Genomic DNA, 21,135 nt, shown 5'->3' on the forward strand with positions numbered 1-21,135 from the left:
TCGCGGGCGGGGAAAGTGTGGAGGAGTCTATCCGACACAGATCAAATGTGGGAGCTGGCTGATCGTTCCCACGCTCTGCGTGGGAATGCATCCAGTGACGCTCTGCGTCGCGCTCAAGCAGGACGCGGAGCGTCCCGGGCGGCGTTCCCACGCGGAGCGTGGGAACGATCATCAGGAAAGGGTGCTGTGCTCAGGGCGCTGTTGGCGCTGCGCCACCCAGTAGTCCACCAGCTCGCGCAGCTGCGACAGTTCCACCGGCTTGGCCATATGCCCGTCCATGCCTGCCTGGCGTGCGCGTTCTTTGTGTTCCGACAGGATGTGCGCAGTGAGCGCCACCACCGGCGTGCGCACGCGTTGGTGGCTGATTTCCCACGCCCGCAGTTGCTGCGTGGCGGAGAAACCATCGAGGATCGGCATCTCACAGTCCATCAATACCAGGTCGTAACGCTGGGCTTTCATTGCCTGCAGCGCTTCTTCGCCGTTGCTGGCGGTGTCCGGGTTGAGGTTGAGCTTGCCGAGCATCCCGCGAATCACTTTGGTGGAGATGCTGTTGTCTTCGGCTACCAGGATGCGGAAATCGCTGGGCACGGTGATGGCTGCCGGTGCGCTGGGGGCCGGGCGTGCAACGAGGGCGCCTTTGCTGCGCTGGGTCAGCTCATCGGCCAGGGTGGTCTTGAGGGTATAACCCGCCACTGGCTTGGCGAGAATGCGCTTGATCCCGCAGTTGCGCGCAATAATCTTGCTCGGCGCGTTACTGATGCCGGTGAGCATGATCAGCAGGATGTCGTGGTTCAGGCTCGGATCTTCCTTGATCTTCGCCGCCAGTTGCATGCCGGTCATGCCGGGCATGTTCTGGTCCAGCAGCACCACGTCAAAGTAATCCCGCAGGTGCGCCTTGGTACGCAGTAGCGCCAGGGCCTCCTTGCCCGAAGGCGCGGCGCTGACGTTCAGGCCCCAGGCCGTGCACTGCTGCACCAGCACTTTGCGGCAGGTGTCGTTGTCGTCCACTACCAACACGCGGGCGTCCTTGAGCGGGCCGTCGAGGTCGCTGGTCGGATGTTCCAGGCGTTCCGGGTCCAGGGGCAGGGTCAGCCACAGGGTGCTGCCCTGGTGACTGCCGCTCTTGATGCCGAACTCGCCGTTCATCAACAGGATCAATTGGCGGGCAATGACCAGGCCCAGGTGGCCGCTCAAACGCGTCGCCGAGAGGAAGTTCTTGCTGTGCAGTTCGCTGTGCAGCAGGGCGTCGCGTTCGGCGGCGTCCATGGGCACGCCGCTGTCTTGCACGGCAATGCGCAGGCGTGGCTTGGTGCTGCGCTCATCCAGGGCGACAACGATCAGCACTTCGCCTTCATCGGTTTTGTGCAGGGCGTTTTCCAAAAGGCTCAGTAGCGCCTGGCGCAGCCGTGTCGGATCACCGCTGATCACCCGTGGCACCTGAGGCTGGATAAAGCTGATCAGCTCGACATTCTGCTGCTCGGCCTTGGCGCGGAAGATGCTCAGGCAGTCCTCGATCAATGCATTGAGGTCGAACTGCACATCATCGAGTTCGATCTGGCCGGACTCGAGCTTGGAAATGTCGAGAATTTCGTTGATCAGGGTGAGCAACTCATTACCGGCGCTGTGGATGGTCTGCACATAGTCACGTTGCTTCACCGACAACGGCGTGCCCAGCAGCAACTCGGTCATGCCTAGCACTCCGTTCATGGGTGTGCGGATTTCGTGGCTGATCTTCGCCAGGAACTCGGCCTTGGCGGCGATTTCGGCGTTGCTGGCCGCCAGGTCGCGGCTCAGGCTGAAGCGGGTTTCGACAATGGCGCGCTGGCGCTCGCCGAGGGCCAGGCTCATCAGCAGGCCGCTGAGGCAGATAAAGCTCAGCAGGGTGACGATCAGGCCTTGTGGCGCCACCAGGGTGAGGCCGAGCAGGGCGGGCAGGATGATCAGCGTGCCGATGTTGAACACCACCATGGCCGCCACGAACAAGCGCGCCGGGCGGTAGCCTTTTTGCCAGTGATAGGCCGAGACGAACAGCATGCTCAGGCCCGCCAGCGCGACCAGCGCATAGGTGATGATGTTCAGCGGCAAGGTGTTGACGAACAACAACAGCAGGCCGCACAGGATGATCAGCAGGATGTCGGCGACCAACACTTTGTTCAGCGGGTGCGGGCCCAGGGGCATGAAAAATCGGTAGGCAAACATCAGCCCGCAGGGTGCGGTCAGCAGCAGGGCGAGGTAGGCGCCAGGGGTCTGGATCGCGTGCCAGTTCGGCAGCCACGGCCCCACTAGGTTGAGCAGTAGCGCCAGGCTGAGCATCAACAGGAATTCGCACGCGGCCAGCCACAGGCTACTGCGCGAGCGGTGGTAGGCGAAGCGCGTGAGGTTGTGCAGGATCAGCATCGACAGCACGCCGAACAGCAGCCCGTAGATCAATGTCTGGTTCTGGTTGGCAGCGGCCAGCACCGCCGGTTCCAGAGTGATGTAAGGGCGCAGTTCGTGTTCCGAGACCAGGCGCAGATACACCTCAAGGGGCCGAGGGCTCTGGGGCATCGGTAACATGAAGTCACTGCTGGGCAACGGGCGCTCAGCCTGGGGTTGGCGAGTGCCGGTGATTTGTTGCTCTACCAGGGTGTCGCCGTCCAGCACATACAGGCTCAGGCTGGACAGGTCCGGGGCGAACACCCGCAGCACTTGTTCGTGCTTGCCGGGCTGCAGCCTGAAACGTACCCACAACGCACCGTCCGGCTGCGCGGCGGTGATCCGGTCCAGTTCGATGGGGCTGAATTGATTGGTATAGCGGGTGGAACGGATGTCGCTCAGTTGCAGGTCGGCCTGTTCATCAAGCAATACCGCCCAGCCACTGCCTTGCGCGGCGGCCTGGGCCGGTAGCAAGCAGAGCAGGGTCAGCAGACTGATTGTGAAACCTATGGCGATCCTGAGCCAGCGCACGGCGAAATCCCTTCGGTAGGTGGATGCACGGGTTAACTATGCGCGGGGCGACAGGGTACGGCAAGGGCCAAAGGCCCTTACCTAACCGAACGGATAGCTACTGCAAGTGTAGCTGCTCAGTTGTTCTCACCGCGTTCGCGGGCAATGGCACGGTAGCCAATGTCGGTGCGGTAGAAGCAGCCTTTCCAGTCGATTTTTGCCGCCAGTTTGTACGCCTGTTGTTGCGCGGCATCGACACTGGCACCCATCGCGGTGGCGCACAATACGCGGCCACCGGCGGTTACAACTTTGCCGTCCTTGAGTGCGGTGCCGGCATGGAACACCTTGCCTTCCAGCGCAGCGGCCGCGTCGAGGCCTTCGATCACATCGCCCTTGGCGTAGTCGGCAGGGTAGCCACCGGCCGCCAGCACAATCCCAACGCTAGGACGTGGGTCCCATTGCGCTTCGACCTTGTCCAGGGCCTGGGCGAGGGCGGCTTCCACCAGCAGCACCAGGCTCGATTGCAGGCGCAGCATCACCGGTTGGGTTTCCGGATCGCCGAAGCGGCAGTTGAACTCGATGACTTTCGGCTTACCGGCTTTGTCGATCATCAGGCCGGCGTAGAGGAAACCGGTGTACACGTTGCCTTCATCCGCCATGCCGCGCACGGTTGGCCAGATCACCAGGTCCATGACGCGCTGGTGCACGTCGGCGGTTACAACGGGCGCCGGGGAGTAGGCACCCATGCCGCCGGTGTTCGGACCGCTGTCGCCGTTGCCGACGCGCTTATGGTCCTGGCTGGTGGCCATCGGCAATACGTTCTTGCCGTCGACCATCACGATAAAACTGGCTTCTTCGCCATCGAGGAATTCCTCGATGACCACGCGCGAACCGGCGTCACCAAAGGCATTGCCGGCGAGCATGTCGCGCACGGCGTCTTCGGCTTCCTGCAGGGTCATGGCGACGATCACGCCTTTACCCGCAGCCAGGCCATCGGCCTTGATCACGATCGGTGCGCCTTTCTCACGCAGGTAAGCCAGGGCCGGTTCGATCTCGGTGAAGTTCTGGTAGTCGGCCGTCGGGATCTTGTGGCGGGCCAGGAAGTCCTTGGTGAAGGCTTTCGAGCCTTCCAGCTGGGCGGCGCCCGCGGTAGGGCCGAAGCAGTCCAGGCCACGGCTGCGGAACAGATCGACGACGCCGGCAACCAGCGGCACTTCCGGGCCGACGATGGTCAGGGAAACATTCTTCTCGGCAAAATCTGCCAGCTGCTCCAGGGCCAGCACGTCGATGGCGACGTTTTCGCACTTGGCTTCGATGGCGGTGCCGGCGTTGCCAGGGGCGACGAAGACTTTCTGCACGCGTGGGTCCTGGGCTACTTTCCAGGCCAGGGCGTGTTCACGGCCACCGCTGCCAATGATCAAAACATTCATTTCAAAAACCTCGTTAACTTGATCGTTCCCACGCTCTGCGTGGTAATGCTACTTGTGACGCTCTGCGTCACGCTTTGGAACGCAGAGCGTCCCGGACTGCATTCCCACGCAGAGCGTGGGAACGATCAATCAGTGGCGGAAGTGGCGCATGCCAGTGAAGACCATCGCAATGCCAGCTTCATCAGCGGCGGCGATGACTTCTGCATCACGCATCGAACCGCCCGGTTGGATCACGGCGGTCACGCCGGCTTTCGCAGCGTTGTCCAGGCCGTCACGGAACGGGAAGAACGCATCGGAAGCCATCACCGAACCCACCACCTGCAAACCGGCGTGCTCAGCCTTGATCGCGGCGATACGTGCCGAGTTCACGCGGCTCATCTGGCCAGCGCCGACACCGATGGTCTGGCGGTTCTTGGCGTAGACGATGGCGTTGGACTTGACGTATTTGGCCACTTTCCAGGCGAAGATCAGGTCGTTGATCTCTTGCTCGGTTGGCGCGCGCTTGGTCACGACTTTCAGGTCCTGGCTGCCGATCATGCCGATGTCGCGGCTCTGTACCAGCAGGCCGCCATTGACGCGCTTGTAGTCCCAGGCCGCGGCGCGGTCAGCCGACCACTCGCCACAGGCCAGCAGGCGCACGTTGGCTTTGGCGGCGACAATGGCGCGGGCTTCTTCGCTGACGCTTGGGGCGATGATCACTTCGACGAACTGACGCTCGACGATGGCCTTGGCGGTCTCGGCATCCAACTCGCGGTTGAAGGCAATGATGCCGCCGAATGCGGATTCGGTGTCGGTGGCGTAGGCCAGTTCGTACGCCTGGCGGATACCGCCTTCAGCGTCCGGGCTGACGGCCACGCCGCATGGGTTGGCGTGCTTGACGATCACACAGGCCGGCTTGACGAAGCTCTTCACACATTCCAGCGCAGCGTCTGTATCGGCCACGTTGTTGTAGGAGAGTTCTTTGCCTTGCAGTTGAGTGGCGGTGGCGATACCCACTTCGGCCGGCTTGGCTTCCACGTAGAACGCCGCGCTCTGGTGCGGGTTCTCGCCGTAGCGCATTTCCTGGGCCTTGATGAACTGGCTGTTGAAGGTGCGCGGGAACTGGCTGCGGCCTTCTGTGCTCAAGGTATCCGCAGCTTGATTCACGGTGCCCATGTAGTTGGCGATCATGCCGTCGTAGGCTGCGGTGTGTTCGAACGCCTTGAGCATCAGGTCAAAGCGCTGGGCGTAGGTCAGGCCACCGGCCTTGAGGTTTTCCAGGACGTTGGCGTAGTCGCTGGCGTTGACCACGATGGCCACGTCTTTATGGTTCTTGGCCGCCGAGCGCACCATGGTCGGGCCGCCGATATCGATGTTTTCGATGGCGGTCGGCAGGTCGCAGCCTGGCTTGTTGATAGTGGCTTCGAACGGGTACAGGTTAACCGCCACCAGGTCGATCGGCTTGATGCCGTGCTCGGTCATGATGGCGTCGTCGATGCCGCGACGGCCAAGGATGCCGCCGTGGATTTTCGGGTGCAGGGTCTTGACGCGACCGTCCATCATTTCTGCGAAACCGGTGTAGTCCGCGACTTCTACTGCGGCCACGCCGTTATCCTGCAGCAGTTTGAAGGTCCCGCCCGTGGAGAGGATTTCCACACCCAGGGCTTCCAGCTCCCGGGCAAATTCGAGGATCCCGGTCTTGTCGGAAACACTGATCAAGGCACGGCGGATCGGCAGGCGGGTGGTCTGGTCGGTCATCTCAATTTCCATCAAAAGCAAAGGAAGTCAGCAAAAAAGGCGACCGGTTTTACGCGGGCGCCTTTCTGGTTTGATTGAATGCTTACAGCAAATCGTACTGCTTGAGCTTTTTGCGCAAGGTGCCACGGTTGAGGCCCAGCAGCTCACTGGCTTTGGTCTGGTTGCCCTTGACGTAGTTCATCACGCTTTCGAGCAAGGGCGCCTCGACTTCGGAGAGCACCAGGTTGTACACATCCGTGACGGAAGCGCCCTCAAGGTGGGCGAAATAATTGTGCAGCGCCTTCTCGACACTCCCGCGAAGGGTCTGGCCTTCTTCGCTCGGCGTGTTGAGGTGCTGTTTCAAATTGACATTGTCGCTCACGGGTGTTGTTCCACTCACTAAAGTCTCGGTCATCATCGTCATGCGGCCACCCCTTCTCCATCCCCTGTTCCCAGGCTCTTGTCGCGTCCGGCGAAGAACTCACGAACGGTGGCGACCTGTGCCTGCGTTTCATCCAAACGATTGAACTGAGCGCGGAATTCCTTGGCGCCCGGCAAGGTGGCGAGATACCAGCCGACATGCTTGCGAGCAATGCGTACTCCCATCACGTCCCCATAGAAGGCGTGCAGGGCGGCCAGATGCTCTAGCAGAATACGTTCCACCTCGACCAACTCTGGTGCCGGCAAGACTTCACCGGTACGCAGGAAATGCTCGATTTCACGAAAAATCCACGGCCGCCCCTGGGCGGCCCGGCCAATCAACAAACCATCGGCACCGGTCGCGTGCAGCACGCGCCGGGCTTTCTCGGCACTGTCGATGTCGCCATTGGCAAAGACGGGCATGGACACAGCCTGCTTGATCGCGGCAATGGTGTCGTACTCGGCTTCACCGGTGTAAAGGTCGGCGCGGGTGCGGCCATGCACCGCCAGCGCTGCAATACCTGCCTGTTCAGCGATCTTCGCCACGGTCAGGCCATTCTTGTTGTCCCGGTCCCAACCGGTACGAATCTTCAGGGTCACCGGCACATCCACTGCGCCGACAACGGCCTGCAGGATCTCGGCGACCAACTGCTCATCTTTCAACAGCGCGGAACCGGCGGCCTTGTTGCAGACCTTTTTGGCCGGGCAGCCCATGTTGATATCGATGATCTGTGCACCCAGCTCCACATTGGCCCGGGCTGCATCCGCCAGCATCTGCGCATCGCCACCGGCGATCTGCACCGAGCGTGGCTCGGGATCACCTTCGTGGATCATGCGCATCCGCGACTTGCGGGTGTTCCACAAACTCATGTCGCTGGTAACCATTTCAGAGACTACTAGACCCGCGCCCAAACGCTTGCACAGCTGACGAAAGGGCTGGTCGGTGACACCCGCCATCGGGGCGAGGATCAAGCCGTTTTGCAATGTGTATGGGCCGATGCGTACCGCCGACATAGGACTTCCCTGTTGTGGGGCCGGATCATTAGAGTTCGAAAAAGGGTTGGCATGATACCCGCTCTCGATGACGGGTTAAAGGCTGAATTGGATAAAATCTGAACAGTTACTTTTTTATCGCCATCGGTTTGGTCGACGGCGGCCAAGTCAATAATCCGCCGTCAAACCTCGGTGGGCGCGCCGTTTCACTCGGGTGAATGGAAGCTCAGGCTGTAATTTACGGCTTTGTTGCCGGGGTCCAGGATGTCCAGGGAGATGTGGATCGGCGTCTGCGAGGGCATTTCGCTGACGCCGGCCAACTCGCCGCTCAGGTATTCGGCGGGCTTGAAGCGACGACTGGCAATCAGGCTGCCGTTCAAGTCCGCAAAGCGCAGCTCCAGCAGTGGGAAGGGCTGGGAGAAGGTCGCGCGGTTATAGAGGATGGCATCCACCACCAGTGCCCCGGCGAACTCGGGGTGGCTGCGCACCACCAGGTTGCTGCTCTTGATATGGGTAATGTCGACCCGCGATGGCACCGTACATCCCAGTTTCGGGCACAGCGCCTGGAACCATGGGCGGTAGGCGTCCTGGCGGGCCAGGTCGTCGAATTGGTAGGCGATGTACTGGCCGGCCAGGCCGGCGGCGGCGAGTACGACCAAGAGTATCCAGAGCAGACGGCGACCCCAGCCTGACGGACGCTTCTGCGCGTACAGGTGCAGGGGGTCGTCTTCCAGGTCTTGGAGCAACTCGTCGTGTACACCGGCCTCCGTTCGCGCGCGCTTGCGTCGCGCGAACGCGCGGTCTTCGGGTTCAGGCTCGTCGTGCTCGTCGCGGGTGGGTGTCAGCGGCGGGTCGAGGTCATCATCCACGGCAGTGGTGTGCAGAGCGGGTTCGTCATCAAGTTCGTCGACGTGGGCCGACATGGACGGTTCGGTGCGCTGTTTGGACGCAGGTGCCTTAACCGGCTCGGGCTCTTCTTCTGGTGCCTGGGCGCGCTCTTCGGGTGGCTCACTGAACAGGCTGGCCGCCCATTTTTCTTCCTCGGCCTTGACCGTGTCGCGGCTGGCACTGAAGGACTCTTCCTTTTGCCGACGGTCGGCGCCTGGCTGGCGACGTTCTGCGCCCCCTGCCTGGGTGTGCTGGATCTCGCGACGTTCCAGCCTGGCCAGTTCCTTGTCCAGGTTATCCAGGTCCAGCTCTTCGGCCGTCCACTGCTTCTGGCTGATGGCCCGCGGTGGCTCGGGAGGCGTTTCGACAGGCGGCTCGGTGGCCGGCTCGGCGCTGGTCGGCACTTCAGGCTCCGGCGCAGACGCCTGGGCCCGTTGCTCCAGCAACTGGCGAGCGGCGTTGAACACTTGCAGGCACGAGCCGCAACGCACGACGCCGCGGGCCACGCTCAACTGAGCGTGGTTGACGCGAAAACGCGATTGGCAATGTGGGCACTGGGTGACGAAACTGTCGGTCATGCGGCCATCCGATTCAGGCAAGCGCTCATTCTAGCGCCGACGACCGCTGATGCGTACCCAGCCATCACGGTTGGCGATCGGGTCCAGCTCGAAGTCCTTGGCGTAGGCCGCAGCCACGTCTTCACCTTGCTCAGCGAGGATGCCCGACAGCGCCAGGCGCCCGCCCGGCTTGACCAGGCTCGACAGTTGCGGCGCCAGCGACACCAGTGGCCCGGCGAGGATGTTGGCCACCAGCACATCGGCCTGAACCTGGGGCAGGTCCTCGGGCAGGTAGAGTGGGAATTTGCCTTCGGCAATGTTGTTGCGCCCAGCGTTATCGCGAGAGGCTTCCAGGGCCTGCACGTCGATATCGGTGCCTACGGCCTCCTTGGCGCCCAGCAGCAGGGCGGCGATTGCCAAAATCCCCGAGCCGCAGCCGAAGTCCAGTACGTTGCTGTCGGTCAGGTCCTGGCCGTCCAGCCATTCCAGGCATAGGGCGGTGGTCGGGTGGGTGCCGGTACCGAACGCCAGGCCCGGGTCCAGCAGCAGGTTGACGGCGTTTGGCTCAGGAGCAGCGTGCCAGCTTGGCACGATCCACAGGCGCTGGCCGAAGCGCATGGGCTGGAAGTTATCCATCCAGCTGCGCTCCCAGTCCTGGTCTTCGATGACCTCGCTATGATGCTCGGGCAGCGGGCCACCGGTGAGCAGTTCCATATGGGCCAGCACGACGGCGGCGTCGGTGCCGTCTTCGAACAGGGCCAGCAAGTGGGTGTGGGACCACAGCGGCGTGGTATTGAGTTCCGGCTCAAAGATCGGCTGGTCTTCGGCGTCCATGAAGGTCACCGACACGGCGCCCACTTCGAGGAACGCGTCTTCGTAGGTTTCGGCTTGTTCTGGGCTGATGGCGAGACGGACTTGCAGCCAAGGCATGGCGGGCACCTTTGAAAAAAATGAATGTGCGGCGGGCAGGCCGCGAAAGCGCGCAAGTTTACGCGAGCGGCGGGAAGGGTGTACACAGAACAAAATGTGGGAGCGGGCTTGCTCGCGAATGCGTTGGGTCAGTGGAGGATGTTTTAGCTGATACACCGCATTCGCGAGCAAGCCCGCTCCCACAGGGGGAATGTATCCATCCAGCACATTTGGGGGCCCACAAACAACAAAACCGCCCGAAGGCGGCTTTGTTGGGTGGAGCACTTACTGGTTGGCCAGCTTGTGTTCCAGATAGTGAATGTTCACACCACCTTCGCAGAAGCCTTCATCACGAACCAGATCCCGATGCAGCGGGATGTTGGTCTTGATACCGTCGACCACGATTTCGTCCAGGGCATTGCGCATACGGGCCATGGCCTCGTCGCGAGTGGCGCCCCAGGTGATCAGCTTGCCGATCAGCGAGTCGTAGTTGGACGGAACCTTGTAGCCGCTGTACAGGTGCGAATCCACACGTACGCCGTTGCCGCCGGGCGCGTGGAAATGCTTGACCAGGCCAGGGCTTGGGATAAAGGTTTTCGGGTCTTCCGCGTTGATGCGGCACTCCAGGGAGTGGCCGTGCATCTTCACGTCGTCCTGGGTGAAGGACAGCACGTTACCGGCGGCGATGCTCAGCATCTCCTTGACGATATCGATACCGGTGACCATCTCCGATACCGGGTGCTCTACCTGCACACGAGTGTTCATCTCGATGAAGTAGAAACGGCCGTTCTCGTAGAGGAACTCGAAGGTACCGGCGCCACGGTAGTTGATGTCGATGCACGCCTTGACGCAACGCGCCAGCACTTCCTGGCGGGCTTTCTCGTCCAGGCCCGGTGCCGGGGCTTCTTCCAAAACCTTCTGGTGGCGACGTTGCAGCGAGCAATCGCGATCACCCAGGTGGATGGCGTGGCCCTGGCCGTCGGACAGTACCTGGACTTCCACGTGACGTGGGTTGGTCAGGTACTTCTCCAGGTAGACCATCGGGTTGCCGAACCAGGCGCCCGCTTCGGAGCGGGTCTGCTTGGCGGCTTCGATCAGGTCTTCTTCCTTGTGCACCACGCGCATGCCGCGACCACCACCGCCACCGGCGGCCTTGATGATCACCGGGTAACCGACTTCGCGACCAATGCGCAGAGCGGTTTCCTCGTCTTCAGGCAGTGGGCCGTCAGAGCCTGGAACGGTTGGCACGCCGGCTGCGATCATCGCGTCCTTGGCCGAGACCTTGTCGCCCATCAGGCGAATGGTTTCGGCTTTGGGGCCGATGAAGGCAAACCCGGATTTTTCCACCTGTTCGGCAAAATCGGCGTTTTCCGCGAGGAAGCCGTAGCCTGGGTGGATGCCATCAGCGCCGGTCACTTCTGCCGCGGCGATGATGTTCGAGACTTTCAGGTACGAGTTCGTGGCCAGTGGCGGGCCGATGCAGATGCTTTCGTCCGCCAGCTTCACGTGCATCAATTCGGTATCGGCCGTCGAGTAAACAGCGACGGTCTTGATGCCCTCTTCCTTACAGGCGCGCAGGATACGCAGCGCGATCTCGCCGCGGTTGGCGATCAGGACTTTTTGCAGTTTCTTCGCAGGTTTCAACATCGAAGGCGCTCCGCGGTTCAAACGATGGTGAACAGCGGCTGGTCGTACTCAACCGGCTGACCGTTTTCTACCAGGATGGATTCGATGACGCCGGCTTTTTCCGCGGTGATGTGGTTCATCATTTTCATCGCTTCAACGATGCAGATGGTGTCGCCCACTTTCACGGTCTTGCCCACTTCAACGAAGGCTGGCGAGGTCGGTGCCGGAGTGCGGTAGAAAGTACCGACCATTGGCGACTTGACCACGAAGCCGTTCAGCGCAGGCGCGGCTGGGGCGGCAGGTGCAGCGGCGGCGGCAGGCGCGGCAGCCGGAGCAGCAGCGGCTGGAGCCGGCGCTTGCATCTGTGGTGCGTAGAACTGTTGGGCCGGGGTCTTGCTGTGACGGCTGATCCGTACGGACTCTTCGCCTTCCTTGATTTCCAGCTCGTCGATACCGGATTCTTCCAGCAGTTCGATCAGTTTCTTAACTTTACGGATATCCATGAATCATCAACTCCCAAGGGTCGGTCAGGGGCGTTTAGCCTGTTCTTCAATGTGTTCCAGGGCGGCCTCCAGGGCCAGTCGGTAACCGCTGGCGCCAAGGCCGCAGATCACTCCTACCGCTACGTCGGAGAAGTAAGAGTGATGGCGGAAAGCTTCGCGTTTGTGCACGTTCGATAAATGCACTTCGATGAATGGGATGCTCACCGCCAGCAGCGCGTCACGTAATGCAACGCTTGTGTGCGTAAAAGCGGCGGGATTGATCAGAATAAAGTCCACGCCTTCGCCGCGCGCGGCATGGATGCGATCAATCAATTCATACTCGGCATTGCTTTGCAGGTAGAGCAAATGGTGGCCGGCAACACGGGCCCGTTTTTCCAGGTCGAGGTTGATCTGGTCCAGGGTCACTGCCCCGTAGACGCCCGGTTCGCGGGTGCCAAGCAGGTTCAGGTTGGGTCCGTGAAGAACCAGTAAGGTCGCCATTGGCTGTTCCTTGTTATCGGTGTGGGTGCGTCAGAACCCGGCGACTATGCCGCAAAGCCTTTGTGACTGTCCAGTTCTATGCAGTAGCCGGCACGATTAGCGAGGATTGCGCAAAATTTGTGACTGCGGCCTTAGATCCAGTCATCGCTGTTACGGCACTGAGATCGCTGGAGACTCATTGTGGGAGCGGGCTTGCTCGCGAATGCGGTGGATCAGCTAGAGATGCATTGATTGACACACCGCATTCGCGAGCAAGCCCGCTCCCACATTTGGTCTACACCGGTCGGGATATCGAGTCAGACGCGGAAGGCTTGCACCGCGGTAGTCAATTGCCCGCCCAGTACCAGCAGGTGCTCGCCCTGGCTACGGCTCTGGCCAATACGCAGTAAATTATCCTCACCCAATTGATGAATCCGCTCACTGTTGTCGCGTATCTCGCTCACGGCGCCACTCTGTTGCGCGGTCACATCGGCAATGCGTACGGCGGTATCCGAGATGGTCTGGATCGCACCGACGATTGCATCCAGCGCACCATCCGCCGCCTGGGCCTGCTGGGCGGTGGCTTCGGCATGTTCGACCTGGGCGCGCATGCCTTCAACCGACTGGTGCGCGGCGCTTTGCAGGCCGGCGATCAGGCCCTGGATTTGGGCGGTGGCACCGGCGGTACGCTGGGCCAGGGAGCGAACTTCGTCGGCCACCACGGCGAAACCACGTCCGGCTTCACCGGCGCGGGCGGCTTCGATGGCGGCGTTGAGCGCCAGTAGGTTGGTCTGGTCGGCAATCGAGCGAATTACCGTAAGCACGCCGCCGATGGTGGCGGACTCTTCGGCAAGCTTCTCGATCATCTGCGCGTTTTGCTGCACTTCGCCTACCAGCGCATGCAGCCCGGTGAGGCTCAGGCCGATCACACGCTGGCCTTGCTCCACCGCCTGGCCCGCACTGCGACTGGCCCCGGCGGCCTGGCTGGCATCCCCGGCGACTTGCTGGATGGTGGCTTCCAGCTCGCCGAGGGAATCACGGATTTGCGCCGTGTCGCCGGCCTGGCGTTCGGCGCCGTCGTGCAGGCCGCTACTCAGTTCGGCCAGGGCGCGGCTGCTGCCCGCCACTTCTTCGGCATTGCCACGGATGGTGCCGACCAGGTCTACCAGATAGGCGCGCAGGCGGTTAAGGGAGGCCTCGATATCGTGAAGTTCACGGTTGGTCTTGCCCAGGGCAATCGGTTGGCTGAAGTCGCCTTCGGCCCAGGTCGACAAGGCTGGTGCCAGGTTGGTCAGCACGTGCGCCAGGCGGCGTTGCAGGGTGTCGATCAGCAATGCGATCAGCAGGATCAGACCAATCATCACGCCCTGCATCACGCGTACTTCGCCCTGGATCCTGGCATGTTGCGCGCGCACCACGGGTTCCAGGCCGGCGATGGCTTGTTGTACGTTAGTGATTTTAAGGTGGGTGCTGGCGGCGAGATCGGCGCGTTGCTGGATCTGTTCACGGGTGCGTTGCAGCTCGGCGGGGTAGCGGGTCAGCAGGCTGTTGAGTTCGCGCTTGAGGTCAACACCGGTGTCCAGGGCTTCGTTTTTTTCGGTATTTTCCAGGCCCATCAACGCGGAAAAGTCGTCGGTGTTGGATTCAGCGCTGGCCTTTATTCCCAATAGGGGCAGTTGCGCGAGCAGGTCGGCCTGGGTTCGCAGGTTAGTCACCTCCCGCTCGACATCCGCAGCCAACTCGGCGCGCCCGCTGCTGACCAGCTTGTCGCGGGCCAGGGACAGTTTGCCCAGGTGCTGTGAGGCGGCGAGCAGCGGCGACATATAGCGCGCAGCCTCTGCGGAATTGACGCCGCTGGCGTACTGGCTCAATTGCTCCAGGTTCGCGCCCAGTTCACGTTCGGCTTGCAGCAACAGCGCTTGCGGGTCGCCAGCCAATTTACCGGCGGCCAACAGGTCGGTCTTGCTAAAGGTCTCCAACTCCGCGAGGCTGGGCCGCAGGCTTTGCGCCAATTCGGGCGGCAGTTCGCCCAGTTGCAGCTGCAGGCTTTCCAGGCTCTGGGTGGCACTGCTCAGGCGCAGGGCATCGCCGCTGGCCAAGTAGTCCTCGATGTTTCGGGCAGCCTGGTTTTGAAAGACCTGGGACAACCCCAGGTAGCGCTCCATCAACAAGTACGGGCGCTCCAGCGCCCGTTGCGACCACCACAGCGTCGCGCCGAGGGCCAGGCACACGGCCACCAGCAGAAGGGTATTGAGATTGGTCAGCAGCTTCAGGCGCATGCGGGGTTTCAACCGACGGCAAGAGATAAGCGCCTGAATTTATTGCGTTTGTATTACAGCGTTATGACCGAATCGGTGGATTCTGGTGAAAAGATGGCACTTTGCTTTGATGTGCGAGCGGCTTGCACTCGATTGCGTCCGGCGTCCTTGGCGCGGTACAGCGCTTCGTCAGCCTGGGCGGCCATCATTAAGCTGTCGGAACCGTCGCACAGCTCCACCAGGCCGGCGCTGAAGGTGCACCACAAATCCTGCGGTTGGGCAGGGTAGTGGATTTCTGCAAAGCGCCGGCGAATGTCGTCCAGCACCTTGCAGGCCGATTCCACGTCGGTGTCGGGCATGACGATGGCGAATTCTTCACCGCCGTAGCGCCCGATGTAATCGGTCTTGCGCAAACGCTGCTTGAGAAACAGTGCCAGGCTCTTGATCACCCGGTCGCCCATGGGGTGGCCGTGGCTGTCATTGACGCGCTTGAAGTGGTCGATATCGAGCATGGCGAAGCTCAAGGGCTTGTTCTCGCGGCGTGCGCGGAAGCTGCAATCTTCGAGCAGTTGCAGGATATGCGTGTGGTTGTACAGCCCGGTCAGGCTGTCGCGCACCATCCGTGCCTTCAAGTTGCGTGCACGTGACGCACGGTTGCGCACAGTGGTGATCAGGTGGCGCGGCTTGATCGGTTTGGTGAGGAAATCGTCACCGCCCTCGCTCATCGCATCCAGCTGTTTATCCAGGTCGTCCTCAGCCGACAGATAGATGATCGGCACGCTGACGTAGCGGTCGTTGTGGCGAATCACCTTGGCCAGTTCCGTGCCGGTACAGGCAGGCATATACATGTCGAGGATGATCAGGTCGGGCTGGAAGTCCGCCAGCTCGGCCATGGCCTGGATCGGTTCGATCAAGGTGCGGGTGACAATGCCAGCACTGTTGAGCAGGCGTTCGGTGTGCAGCGCCTGGGCTCGCGAGTCGTCGATGATCAGCACTTTGTAGGGCTCATACTGGGCCGCACAGGTCAGCACTTCGATCTTTTCCAGCAGGCTTGAGGCTTCCAGGGTGCCGGTCAGGAACTCTTCGCCACCGGCGCGTACGGCGGCCAGGCGCGTTGGGGTGTCGGTTTCGTGCAGGCTGAAAAACAACAGTGGCAGCTTTTGCTCCAGGCCCTCCTGGGCCTCTGCCGCGAGCTTCAGGCCCTGGCCCGTGCCGCAGAAGTCCACGTCCATCACAATCGCTGACGGCAAACGCTCGGCCATGGACGTGTGAAAGGCAGCGACGCTGTCTAGGGCGTGGGCGCTCATGCCAAAAAATTCGAGCTGCTTGGCCAGGCGCTCAGCGCGGTCATGGTCGGCGAGCATCACATAGATCGGCTTGCGCATTGGCGGCAGGAAGGTTTGCTCAAGCTGATCGCCCTGACGCAGGCCGGTGCGGGACAGGCGTTGCATCAAGCGGTTGAGCTCGGTGATCAGTTGGCTGCTCAGGCGGCCACGGTTCTCGTCCACGGCCTGCAAGGATTCACTGATATGCCGTGCCAGCTGTGTGTGTTCGGGCTGTTCGAAACGTTCGGCAAAGCGTTGCAGGCGCAGGTTGGCTTCGCTGAGTTCGGAAAAGTCGGCGTTCGACCACTCGCTGCGTTGCAGGCGCTGCCAGATCTCAAGAATTTGACGTGCCTGATGAATTACCCGCTGGGCAAAGTGCTGCTTGAGACGCTCGCGGCTGGGGTCTTCTGGCTCGGTCATATCCTGACTACTGTGAGGGTGCATGCTGAGGTCGACTGATGGCTCTATGCTAGCACCTCTTTTCTGATAGATGAGTGTCATACGTCAATTAAGTCTGCGTGCCTGTGATTCAGTTATTGACCGGCTGGTCGCCCAGCGTAAAAGGCGTGCATCCTTTATAGTCCAAGCGCCCCGGTGCGCCACTTTCGTGTAAAAGCCCCGCACCGATGGGCACGATGGGGTAGGGTTGTGGTCGGAATGTCTGAACGCACCCTGACAATTGACGTGCATGAACTCAAGTGATTGAAAGGATATCGCCATGCTGGACTGGAAAAACCGCGAAGGCAGTGCCAAAGGCCCCGCCCCTGAGCCCAAGTCGGCCAACCGCAGCTATTTTCGCAACTTGCTGATGAGCCGGGCTTTGCTCAGCATTATCGGCCTGTACTTGCTGGTCACCGGTGGCCTGGGTTGGTACTGGAGCCAGGAGCCGGCGCTGTTTCCGGTCCAGCAGAACGCCCAGCTGGCCGCCGAGAAGGAAGGCAAGCAGATGGTAGTGGGTTACACCACCGTCGAAACCCTCAAGACCGTGGTTGGCACCTTGCTGAACAAGCCGGGCGGCTACATCTCCAACGACCGTTTCCCACCGGGCTTGTGGATGGACAACATGCCGAGCTGGGAATACGGCGTGCTGGTGCAGGTGCGTGACCTCACCCGTGCCCTGCGTAAAGACTTCGCCCGCTCCCAGTCGCAGTCGGCTGAAGACGCTGACTTGGCCAAGGCCGAGCCGCGCTTCAACTTCGATAACAAGAGCTGGGTGCTGCCTTCCAGTGAGTCGGAATACCAGGAAGGCATCAATTCTCTGAGCCGCTACGAAGCGCGCCTGTCTGACCCGAACCAGCGCGGCGCGCTGTTTTATGCACGTGCCGACAACCTCAACAACTGGCTGGGCGATGTGGCCACACGTTTGGGCTCGCTGTCCCAGCGTCTGTCCGCTAGCGTGGGCCGGGTCAAGCTGAACACGGCGCTGAAAACCGAGGCGCTGGCGCCGGGTGAAGTGCCTCAAGTCGATGAAGAAGTGGTGGAAACCCCATGGATGCAGATCGACAACGTGTTCTACGAAGCGCGCGGCCAGGCCTGGGCGCTGTCCCATCTGCTGCGTGCCATCGAAGTCGACTTTGCCGACGTACTGGCCAAGAAAAACGCCACCGTCAGCGTGCGCCAGATCATTCGTGAGCTAGAGGCCTCGCAGGAGCCGGTATGGAGTCCTATGATTCTTAACGGCAGTGGCTTCGGCGTACTGGCGAACCATTCGCTGGTGATGGCCAACTACATTTCCCGGGCAAACGCTGCAGTGATCGACTTGCGTCAGCTCCTCAACCAGGGTTGATGATGGACGCTACCCAAAAGGAGGCCGCACACCGAGCGGCCTCCGACGCTGAACTGATCTGCTGGGTCGACGAGCAGGACCACCTGCTCGGCCATCTGGTCAGGTCTGACCTGCGCCAGCGCGGCTTGATCGGCCGTTGCACCTTTATCTTTTTGTTCAATTCCAAGGGCGAGCTGTGCGTGCATCGGCGCACCTTGAGCAAGGCCCTGTATCCGGGGTTTTGGGATACGGCGGCTGGCGGTATGGTGGCGGCGGGTGAGTCCTATGCGTTGTCGGCAGCCCGTGAGCTGGAAGAAGAGCTGGGTGTCAGCGGTGTGCCATTGATTGAGCATGACCACTTTTATTTCGAGGATGGTGACAGCCGCCTGTGGTGTACTTCCTACTCTGCCGTATGGGACGGTCCGCTGTGCTTGCAGCCTGAAGAGGTCATGGAGGCACGCTTTCTGCCCATCAAAACGGTGCTTGCCGAGGCCGGGCAAAAGCCCTATTGCCCGGATGCTCAAGAAGGTCTGCGGCGCTATCTCGCCTCACGTCGCTAAAGTTGCATAAATTGGCGCCATTTGGCTCTTAGCAACTTCGCTTTTTGCCGTTACACTGCGCGCCTTTTCACCCGAACCGCTATTGTTTCACCCTGTAGGAGCGAGCTTGCTCGCGAAAAACGCCAAGACGCCGCGTGCTGCCTGAATGCCCGCGTTATCGTTGACGACCTTCGCGAGCAAGAACTAGGCGTCCCCCTCGCTCCTACAATGGTGGTGGCCTTGACGGTTCGGTAGCGCTGCCCCTGCCTGAGTGGGGCTTCGCGGTCGGTCACCGCCTTGTGCGGCGCCGATCAGTCTTCATCCTCCCAAGAGGATTGCCGGTGGCCAAAAAAGCCGCATCCTTCGCCGCCCTTGGTGGCCTGGTATTTTCCACCGACGCAGGTCGACACTGCCCGGACTGTCGTCAGCCCGTGGATTCGTGCACCTGCAAACAGACCCTGATCCCCGAAGGCGACGGTATTGCCCGCGTGCGTCGCGAGAGCAAAGGCCGTGGCGGCAAGACGGTGACCACCATCACCGGCGTGCCCCTGGCTGAAGAGGCCCTGAGGGAATTGGCCACCTCGCTGAAAAAGCGCTGTGGCACCGGTGGCGCGTTGAAAGACGGGGTTATCGAGATCCAGGGCGATCACGTCGAGTTGCTGTTGGCCGAGCTGATCAAGCTCGGGTACAAGGCCAAGAAGTCCGGCGGCTGAAAGCCTCTTCCCAACCTGTGGCTAAACTCTGTCCTGCCAGTGGGGTCTACTTCCCTTGCAGGCAAATCGTCATTTTCATTCTTTAGACTGCGCCAGCCTCCGCGAGAGGTGGCGCCTTCGCCTTCATTTATAGGGGACTTCGATGTCCGTACGACGCACACGCAAAGACGATGGCAGCCAATGGACAGTTGCGGACAGCCGCAGTGTTTACGGGATTCGCCATTGGGGGGCCGGGTATTTCGCGATCAATGAAGCCGGTCGCGTAGAAGTCCGTCCGAACGGCCCGAACAGCACGCCCGTCGACCTGTACGAGCAAGTCGATGAGCTGCGCAAAAGCGGCCTGTCGTTGCCGCTGTTGGTACGCTTCCCCGATATCCTGCAAGACCGCGTGCGCCAATTGACCGGTGCCTTCGATGCCAACATCGAACGCCTGGAATACCAGAGCAAGTACACCGCGCTGTACCCGATCAAGGTGAACCAGCAAGAAGCGGTGATCGAGAACATCATTGCCACCCAGAACGTCTCCATCGGCCTGGAAGCCGGCTCCAAGCCTGAGCTGCTGGCCGTGCTGGCCCTGGCGCCGAAGGGCGGCACCATCGTCTGCAACGGTTATAAAGACCGTGAGTTCATCCGCCTGGCGCTGATGGGCCAGAAGCTCGGCCACAACGTGTTCATCGTGATCGAGAAAGAGTCCGAGGTGGGGCTGGTGATCGAAGAGGCGGCGAGCCTCAAGGTCAAGCCACAGGTGGGCCTGCGTGTGCGCCTTTCTTCCCTGGCATCGAGCAAGTGGGCGGACACCGGTGGCGAGAAATCCAAATTCGGTCTGTCGGCAGCGCAGCTGCTGTCAGTGGTCGAGCGCTTTCGCGCAGCCGGCCTGGACCAGGGCATCCGCCTGCTGCACTTCCACATGGGCTCGCAGATCGCCAACCTGGCCGACTACCAGCACGGGTTCAAGGAAGCCATTCGTTACTACGGCGAACTGCGCAACCTCGGCCTGCCGGTGGACCATATCGACGTCGGCGGTGGCCTGGGCGTGGACTACGACGGCACCCACTCGCGCAACGCCAGCTCGATCAACTACGACATGGACGACTACGCTGGCGTGGTGGTGGGCATGCTCAAGGAATTCTGCGACGCGCAGAGCCTGCCGCACCCGAACATCTTCTCCGAAAGCGGCCGCTCCCTGACCGCTCACCACGCCATGCTGGTGGTGCAGGTGACGGACGTCGAGAAGCACAACGACGAAATCCCGACCATCGAAAACAAGGAAAGCCTGCCGGAAACCGTGCAATGGCTGGTGGACCTGCTGGGCCCGACCGACATCGAGATGGTCACCGAAACCTACTGGCGCGCCACCCACTACATGAGCGACGTGGCCACCCAGTACGCCGACGGCAAGCTGACCCTGGCGGAAAAAGCCCTGGCTGAGCAGTGCTACTTCGCGGTGTGCCGTCGCCTGCACAACTCGTTGAAAGCCCGCCAGCGCTCGCACCGCCAAGTGCTGGACGAACTCAACGACAAGCTGGCCGACAAATACATCTGCAACTTCTCGGTGTTCCAGAGCCTGCCGGACACCTGGGCCATCGGCCAAGTGCTGCCGATCCTCCCGCTGCACCGCCTCGACGAAGAGCCGCTGCGCCGCGCTGTGCTGCAAGACCTGACCTGCGACTCCGACGGCAAGATCAAGCAATACGTCGACGAGCAGAGCATCGAAACCAGCCTGCCGGTTCACGGCTTGAACGAAGGCGAGGACTACCTGCTGGGGATCTTCCTGGTCGGCGCCTATCAGGAAATCCTGGGCGACATGCACAACCTGTTTGGTGACACCGACTCGGTGAACATCTACCAGCGTGAAGACGGTTCGGTGTACAGCGCCGGGATCGAGACCCACGACACCATCGAAGACATGCTGCGCTATGTGCACTTGTCGCCGGAGGAGTTGATGACGCACTACCGCGACAAGTGTGCGAGCGCGAAGATCAGCGCCAGTGAACGTACGCAGTTCCTGGATGCGTTGCGCCTGGGCTTGACCCGCTCTTCGTACCTGTCCTCGTAAACCTGTCACCTCTTGTAGGCGCGAGATTGCTTGCGAAGAGCATTAACGATGAT

Annotated in this window: 15 protein-coding genes and 1 pseudogene; 4 read left to right on the forward strand and 12 right to left on the reverse strand. The window is 61.3% G+C overall.

What is annotated here, in order from left to right; all coding sequences use genetic code 11:
• Nucleotides 1–171 precede the first annotated feature (171 nt).
• From ODQ19_RS09445 to ODQ19_RS09500, 12 genes and pseudogenes are all read right to left on the reverse strand, one after another.
• Nucleotides 172–2,946 carry a hybrid sensor histidine kinase/response regulator gene (locus ODQ19_RS09445; protein ID WP_330209878.1) on the reverse strand — a complete coding sequence of 925 codons (2,775 nt, stop codon included), beginning with the start codon at nt 2,944–2,946 and terminating at the stop codon, nt 172–174.
• A 116-nt stretch (nt 2,947–3,062) separates the two neighbouring features.
• On the reverse strand, nt 3,063–4,355 hold the full coding sequence (purD, locus tag ODQ19_RS09450) for a phosphoribosylamine--glycine ligase (RefSeq protein ID WP_330209879.1): 1,293 nt from the start codon (nt 4,353–4,355) through the stop codon (nt 3,063–3,065).
• 129 nt (nt 4,356–4,484) lie between these two features.
• Complete coding sequence (gene purH / locus ODQ19_RS09455) at nt 4,485–6,092, reverse strand: bifunctional phosphoribosylaminoimidazolecarboxamide formyltransferase/IMP cyclohydrolase (RefSeq protein ID WP_014716728.1); 1,608 nt, start codon at nt 6,090–6,092, stop codon at nt 4,485–4,487.
• 82 nt (nt 6,093–6,174) lie between these two features.
• The gene (gene fis, locus ODQ19_RS09460; RefSeq protein ID WP_002555375.1) at nt 6,175–6,495 is read right to left on the reverse strand and encodes a DNA-binding transcriptional regulator Fis; all 321 of its coding nucleotides are present in this window, start codon (nt 6,493–6,495) and stop codon (nt 6,175–6,177) included.
• Nucleotides 6,492–7,505, reverse strand: a complete 1,014-nt coding sequence (gene dusB, locus ODQ19_RS09465; RefSeq protein WP_003188182.1) for a tRNA dihydrouridine synthase DusB — start codon at nt 7,503–7,505, stop codon at nt 6,492–6,494. Before dusB ends, fis begins: the two co-directional genes overlap by 4 nt.
• Nucleotides 7,506–7,690: 185 nt before the next feature.
• Nucleotides 7,691–8,950: a DUF3426 domain-containing protein gene (locus ODQ19_RS09470; RefSeq protein WP_330209880.1), complete on the reverse strand. Its 1,260-nt coding sequence runs from the start codon at nt 8,948–8,950 to the stop codon at nt 7,691–7,693.
• Nucleotides 8,951–8,980: 30 nt separating this feature from the next.
• Nucleotides 8,981–9,859, reverse strand: coding sequence for a 50S ribosomal protein L11 methyltransferase (gene prmA / locus ODQ19_RS09475; protein WP_116666833.1), 879 nt, complete (start codon nt 9,857–9,859; stop codon nt 8,981–8,983).
• 264 nt (nt 9,860–10,123) lie between these two features.
• Nucleotides 10,124–11,485 carry an acetyl-CoA carboxylase biotin carboxylase subunit gene (gene accC / locus ODQ19_RS09480; protein ID WP_003188188.1) on the reverse strand — a complete coding sequence of 454 codons (1,362 nt, stop codon included), beginning with the start codon at nt 11,483–11,485 and terminating at the stop codon, nt 10,124–10,126.
• Nucleotides 11,486–11,502: 17 nt separating this feature from the next.
• Nucleotides 11,503–11,967: an acetyl-CoA carboxylase biotin carboxyl carrier protein gene (gene accB / locus ODQ19_RS09485; RefSeq protein ID WP_003188191.1), complete on the reverse strand. Its 465-nt coding sequence runs from the start codon at nt 11,965–11,967 to the stop codon at nt 11,503–11,505.
• A 24-nt stretch (nt 11,968–11,991) separates the two neighbouring features.
• Nucleotides 11,992–12,447, reverse strand: coding sequence for a type II 3-dehydroquinate dehydratase (gene aroQ, locus ODQ19_RS09490; RefSeq protein WP_073524980.1), 456 nt, complete (start codon nt 12,445–12,447; stop codon nt 11,992–11,994).
• Between the two features lie 296 nt (nt 12,448–12,743).
• Nucleotides 12,744–13,259, reverse strand: a pseudogene (locus ODQ19_RS28160) (methyl-accepting chemotaxis protein); the annotation flags it as partial.
• 1,499 nt (nt 13,260–14,758) lie between these two features.
• Nucleotides 14,759–16,429 (reverse strand): GGDEF domain-containing response regulator, encoded by a 1,671-nt coding sequence (locus ODQ19_RS09500; RefSeq protein WP_116666835.1) that lies wholly within the window; start codon nt 16,427–16,429, stop codon nt 14,759–14,761.
• A gap of 298 nt (nt 16,430–16,727) precedes the next feature.
• Between ODQ19_RS09500 and ODQ19_RS09505 the strand changes: the two genes are divergently transcribed.
• The 4 genes from ODQ19_RS09505 to speA all read left to right on the forward strand — a co-directional run bounded on the left by ODQ19_RS09505 (nt 16,728) and on the right by speA (nt 21,082).
• The gene (locus tag ODQ19_RS09505) at nt 16,728–17,795 is read left to right on the forward strand and encodes a DUF2333 family protein (RefSeq protein ID WP_003188197.1); all 1,068 of its coding nucleotides are present in this window, start codon (nt 16,728–16,730) and stop codon (nt 17,793–17,795) included.
• A 2-nt stretch (nt 17,796–17,797) separates the two neighbouring features.
• Nucleotides 17,798–18,334, forward strand: a complete 537-nt coding sequence (locus tag ODQ19_RS09510; protein WP_116666836.1) for an NUDIX hydrolase — start codon at nt 17,798–17,800, stop codon at nt 18,332–18,334.
• Nucleotides 18,335–18,654: 320 nt separating this feature from the next.
• Complete coding sequence (locus ODQ19_RS09515) at nt 18,655–19,026, forward strand: translation initiation factor Sui1 (protein WP_330209882.1); 372 nt, start codon at nt 18,655–18,657, stop codon at nt 19,024–19,026.
• 142 nt (nt 19,027–19,168) lie between these two features.
• Nucleotides 19,169–21,082, forward strand: coding sequence for an arginine decarboxylase (gene speA / locus ODQ19_RS09520; RefSeq protein ID WP_034126423.1), 1,914 nt, complete (start codon nt 19,169–19,171; stop codon nt 21,080–21,082).
• The last annotated feature ends 53 nt before the right edge of the window (nt 21,083–21,135 follow it).

The sequence above is a fragment of the Pseudomonas sp. AM4(2022) genome (genome assembly GCF_036346515.1).
Classification (GTDB): domain Bacteria; phylum Pseudomonadota; class Gammaproteobacteria; order Pseudomonadales; family Pseudomonadaceae; genus Aquipseudomonas; species Aquipseudomonas paracarnis.

Coding starts and splice junctions, on each gene's coding strand:
- ODQ19_RS09470 (WP_330209880.1), bottom strand. CDS start 8,950: ATGACCGACAGTTTCGTCACCCAGTGCCCACATTGCCAATCGCGTTTT.
- fis (WP_002555375.1), bottom strand. CDS start 6,495: ATGACGATGATGACCGAGACTTTAGTGAGTGGAACAACACCCGTGAGC.
- purD (WP_330209879.1), bottom strand. CDS start 4,355: ATGAATGTTTTGATCATTGGCAGCGGTGGCCGTGAACACGCCCTGGCC.
- ODQ19_RS09500 (WP_116666835.1), bottom strand. CDS start 16,429: ATGACCGAGCCAGAAGACCCCAGCCGCGAGCGTCTCAAGCAGCACTTT.
- accC (WP_003188188.1), bottom strand. CDS start 11,485: ATGTTGAAACCTGCGAAGAAACTGCAAAAAGTCCTGATCGCCAACCGC.
- speA (WP_034126423.1), top strand. CDS start 19,169: ATGTCCGTACGACGCACACGCAAAGACGATGGCAGCCAATGGACAGTT.
- purH (WP_014716728.1), bottom strand. CDS start 6,092: ATGACCGACCAGACCACCCGCCTGCCGATCCGCCGTGCCTTGATCAGT.
- dusB (WP_003188182.1), bottom strand. CDS start 7,505: ATGTCGGCGGTACGCATCGGCCCATACACATTGCAAAACGGCTTGATC.
- accB (WP_003188191.1), bottom strand. CDS start 11,967: ATGGATATCCGTAAAGTTAAGAAACTGATCGAACTGCTGGAAGAATCC.
- ODQ19_RS09510 (WP_116666836.1), top strand. CDS start 17,798: ATGGACGCTACCCAAAAGGAGGCCGCACACCGAGCGGCCTCCGACGCT.
- aroQ (WP_073524980.1), bottom strand. CDS start 12,447: ATGGCGACCTTACTGGTTCTTCACGGACCCAACCTGAACCTGCTTGGC.
- prmA (WP_116666833.1), bottom strand. CDS start 9,859: ATGCCTTGGCTGCAAGTCCGTCTCGCCATCAGCCCAGAACAAGCCGAA.
- ODQ19_RS09505 (WP_003188197.1), top strand. CDS start 16,728: ATGCTGGACTGGAAAAACCGCGAAGGCAGTGCCAAAGGCCCCGCCCCT.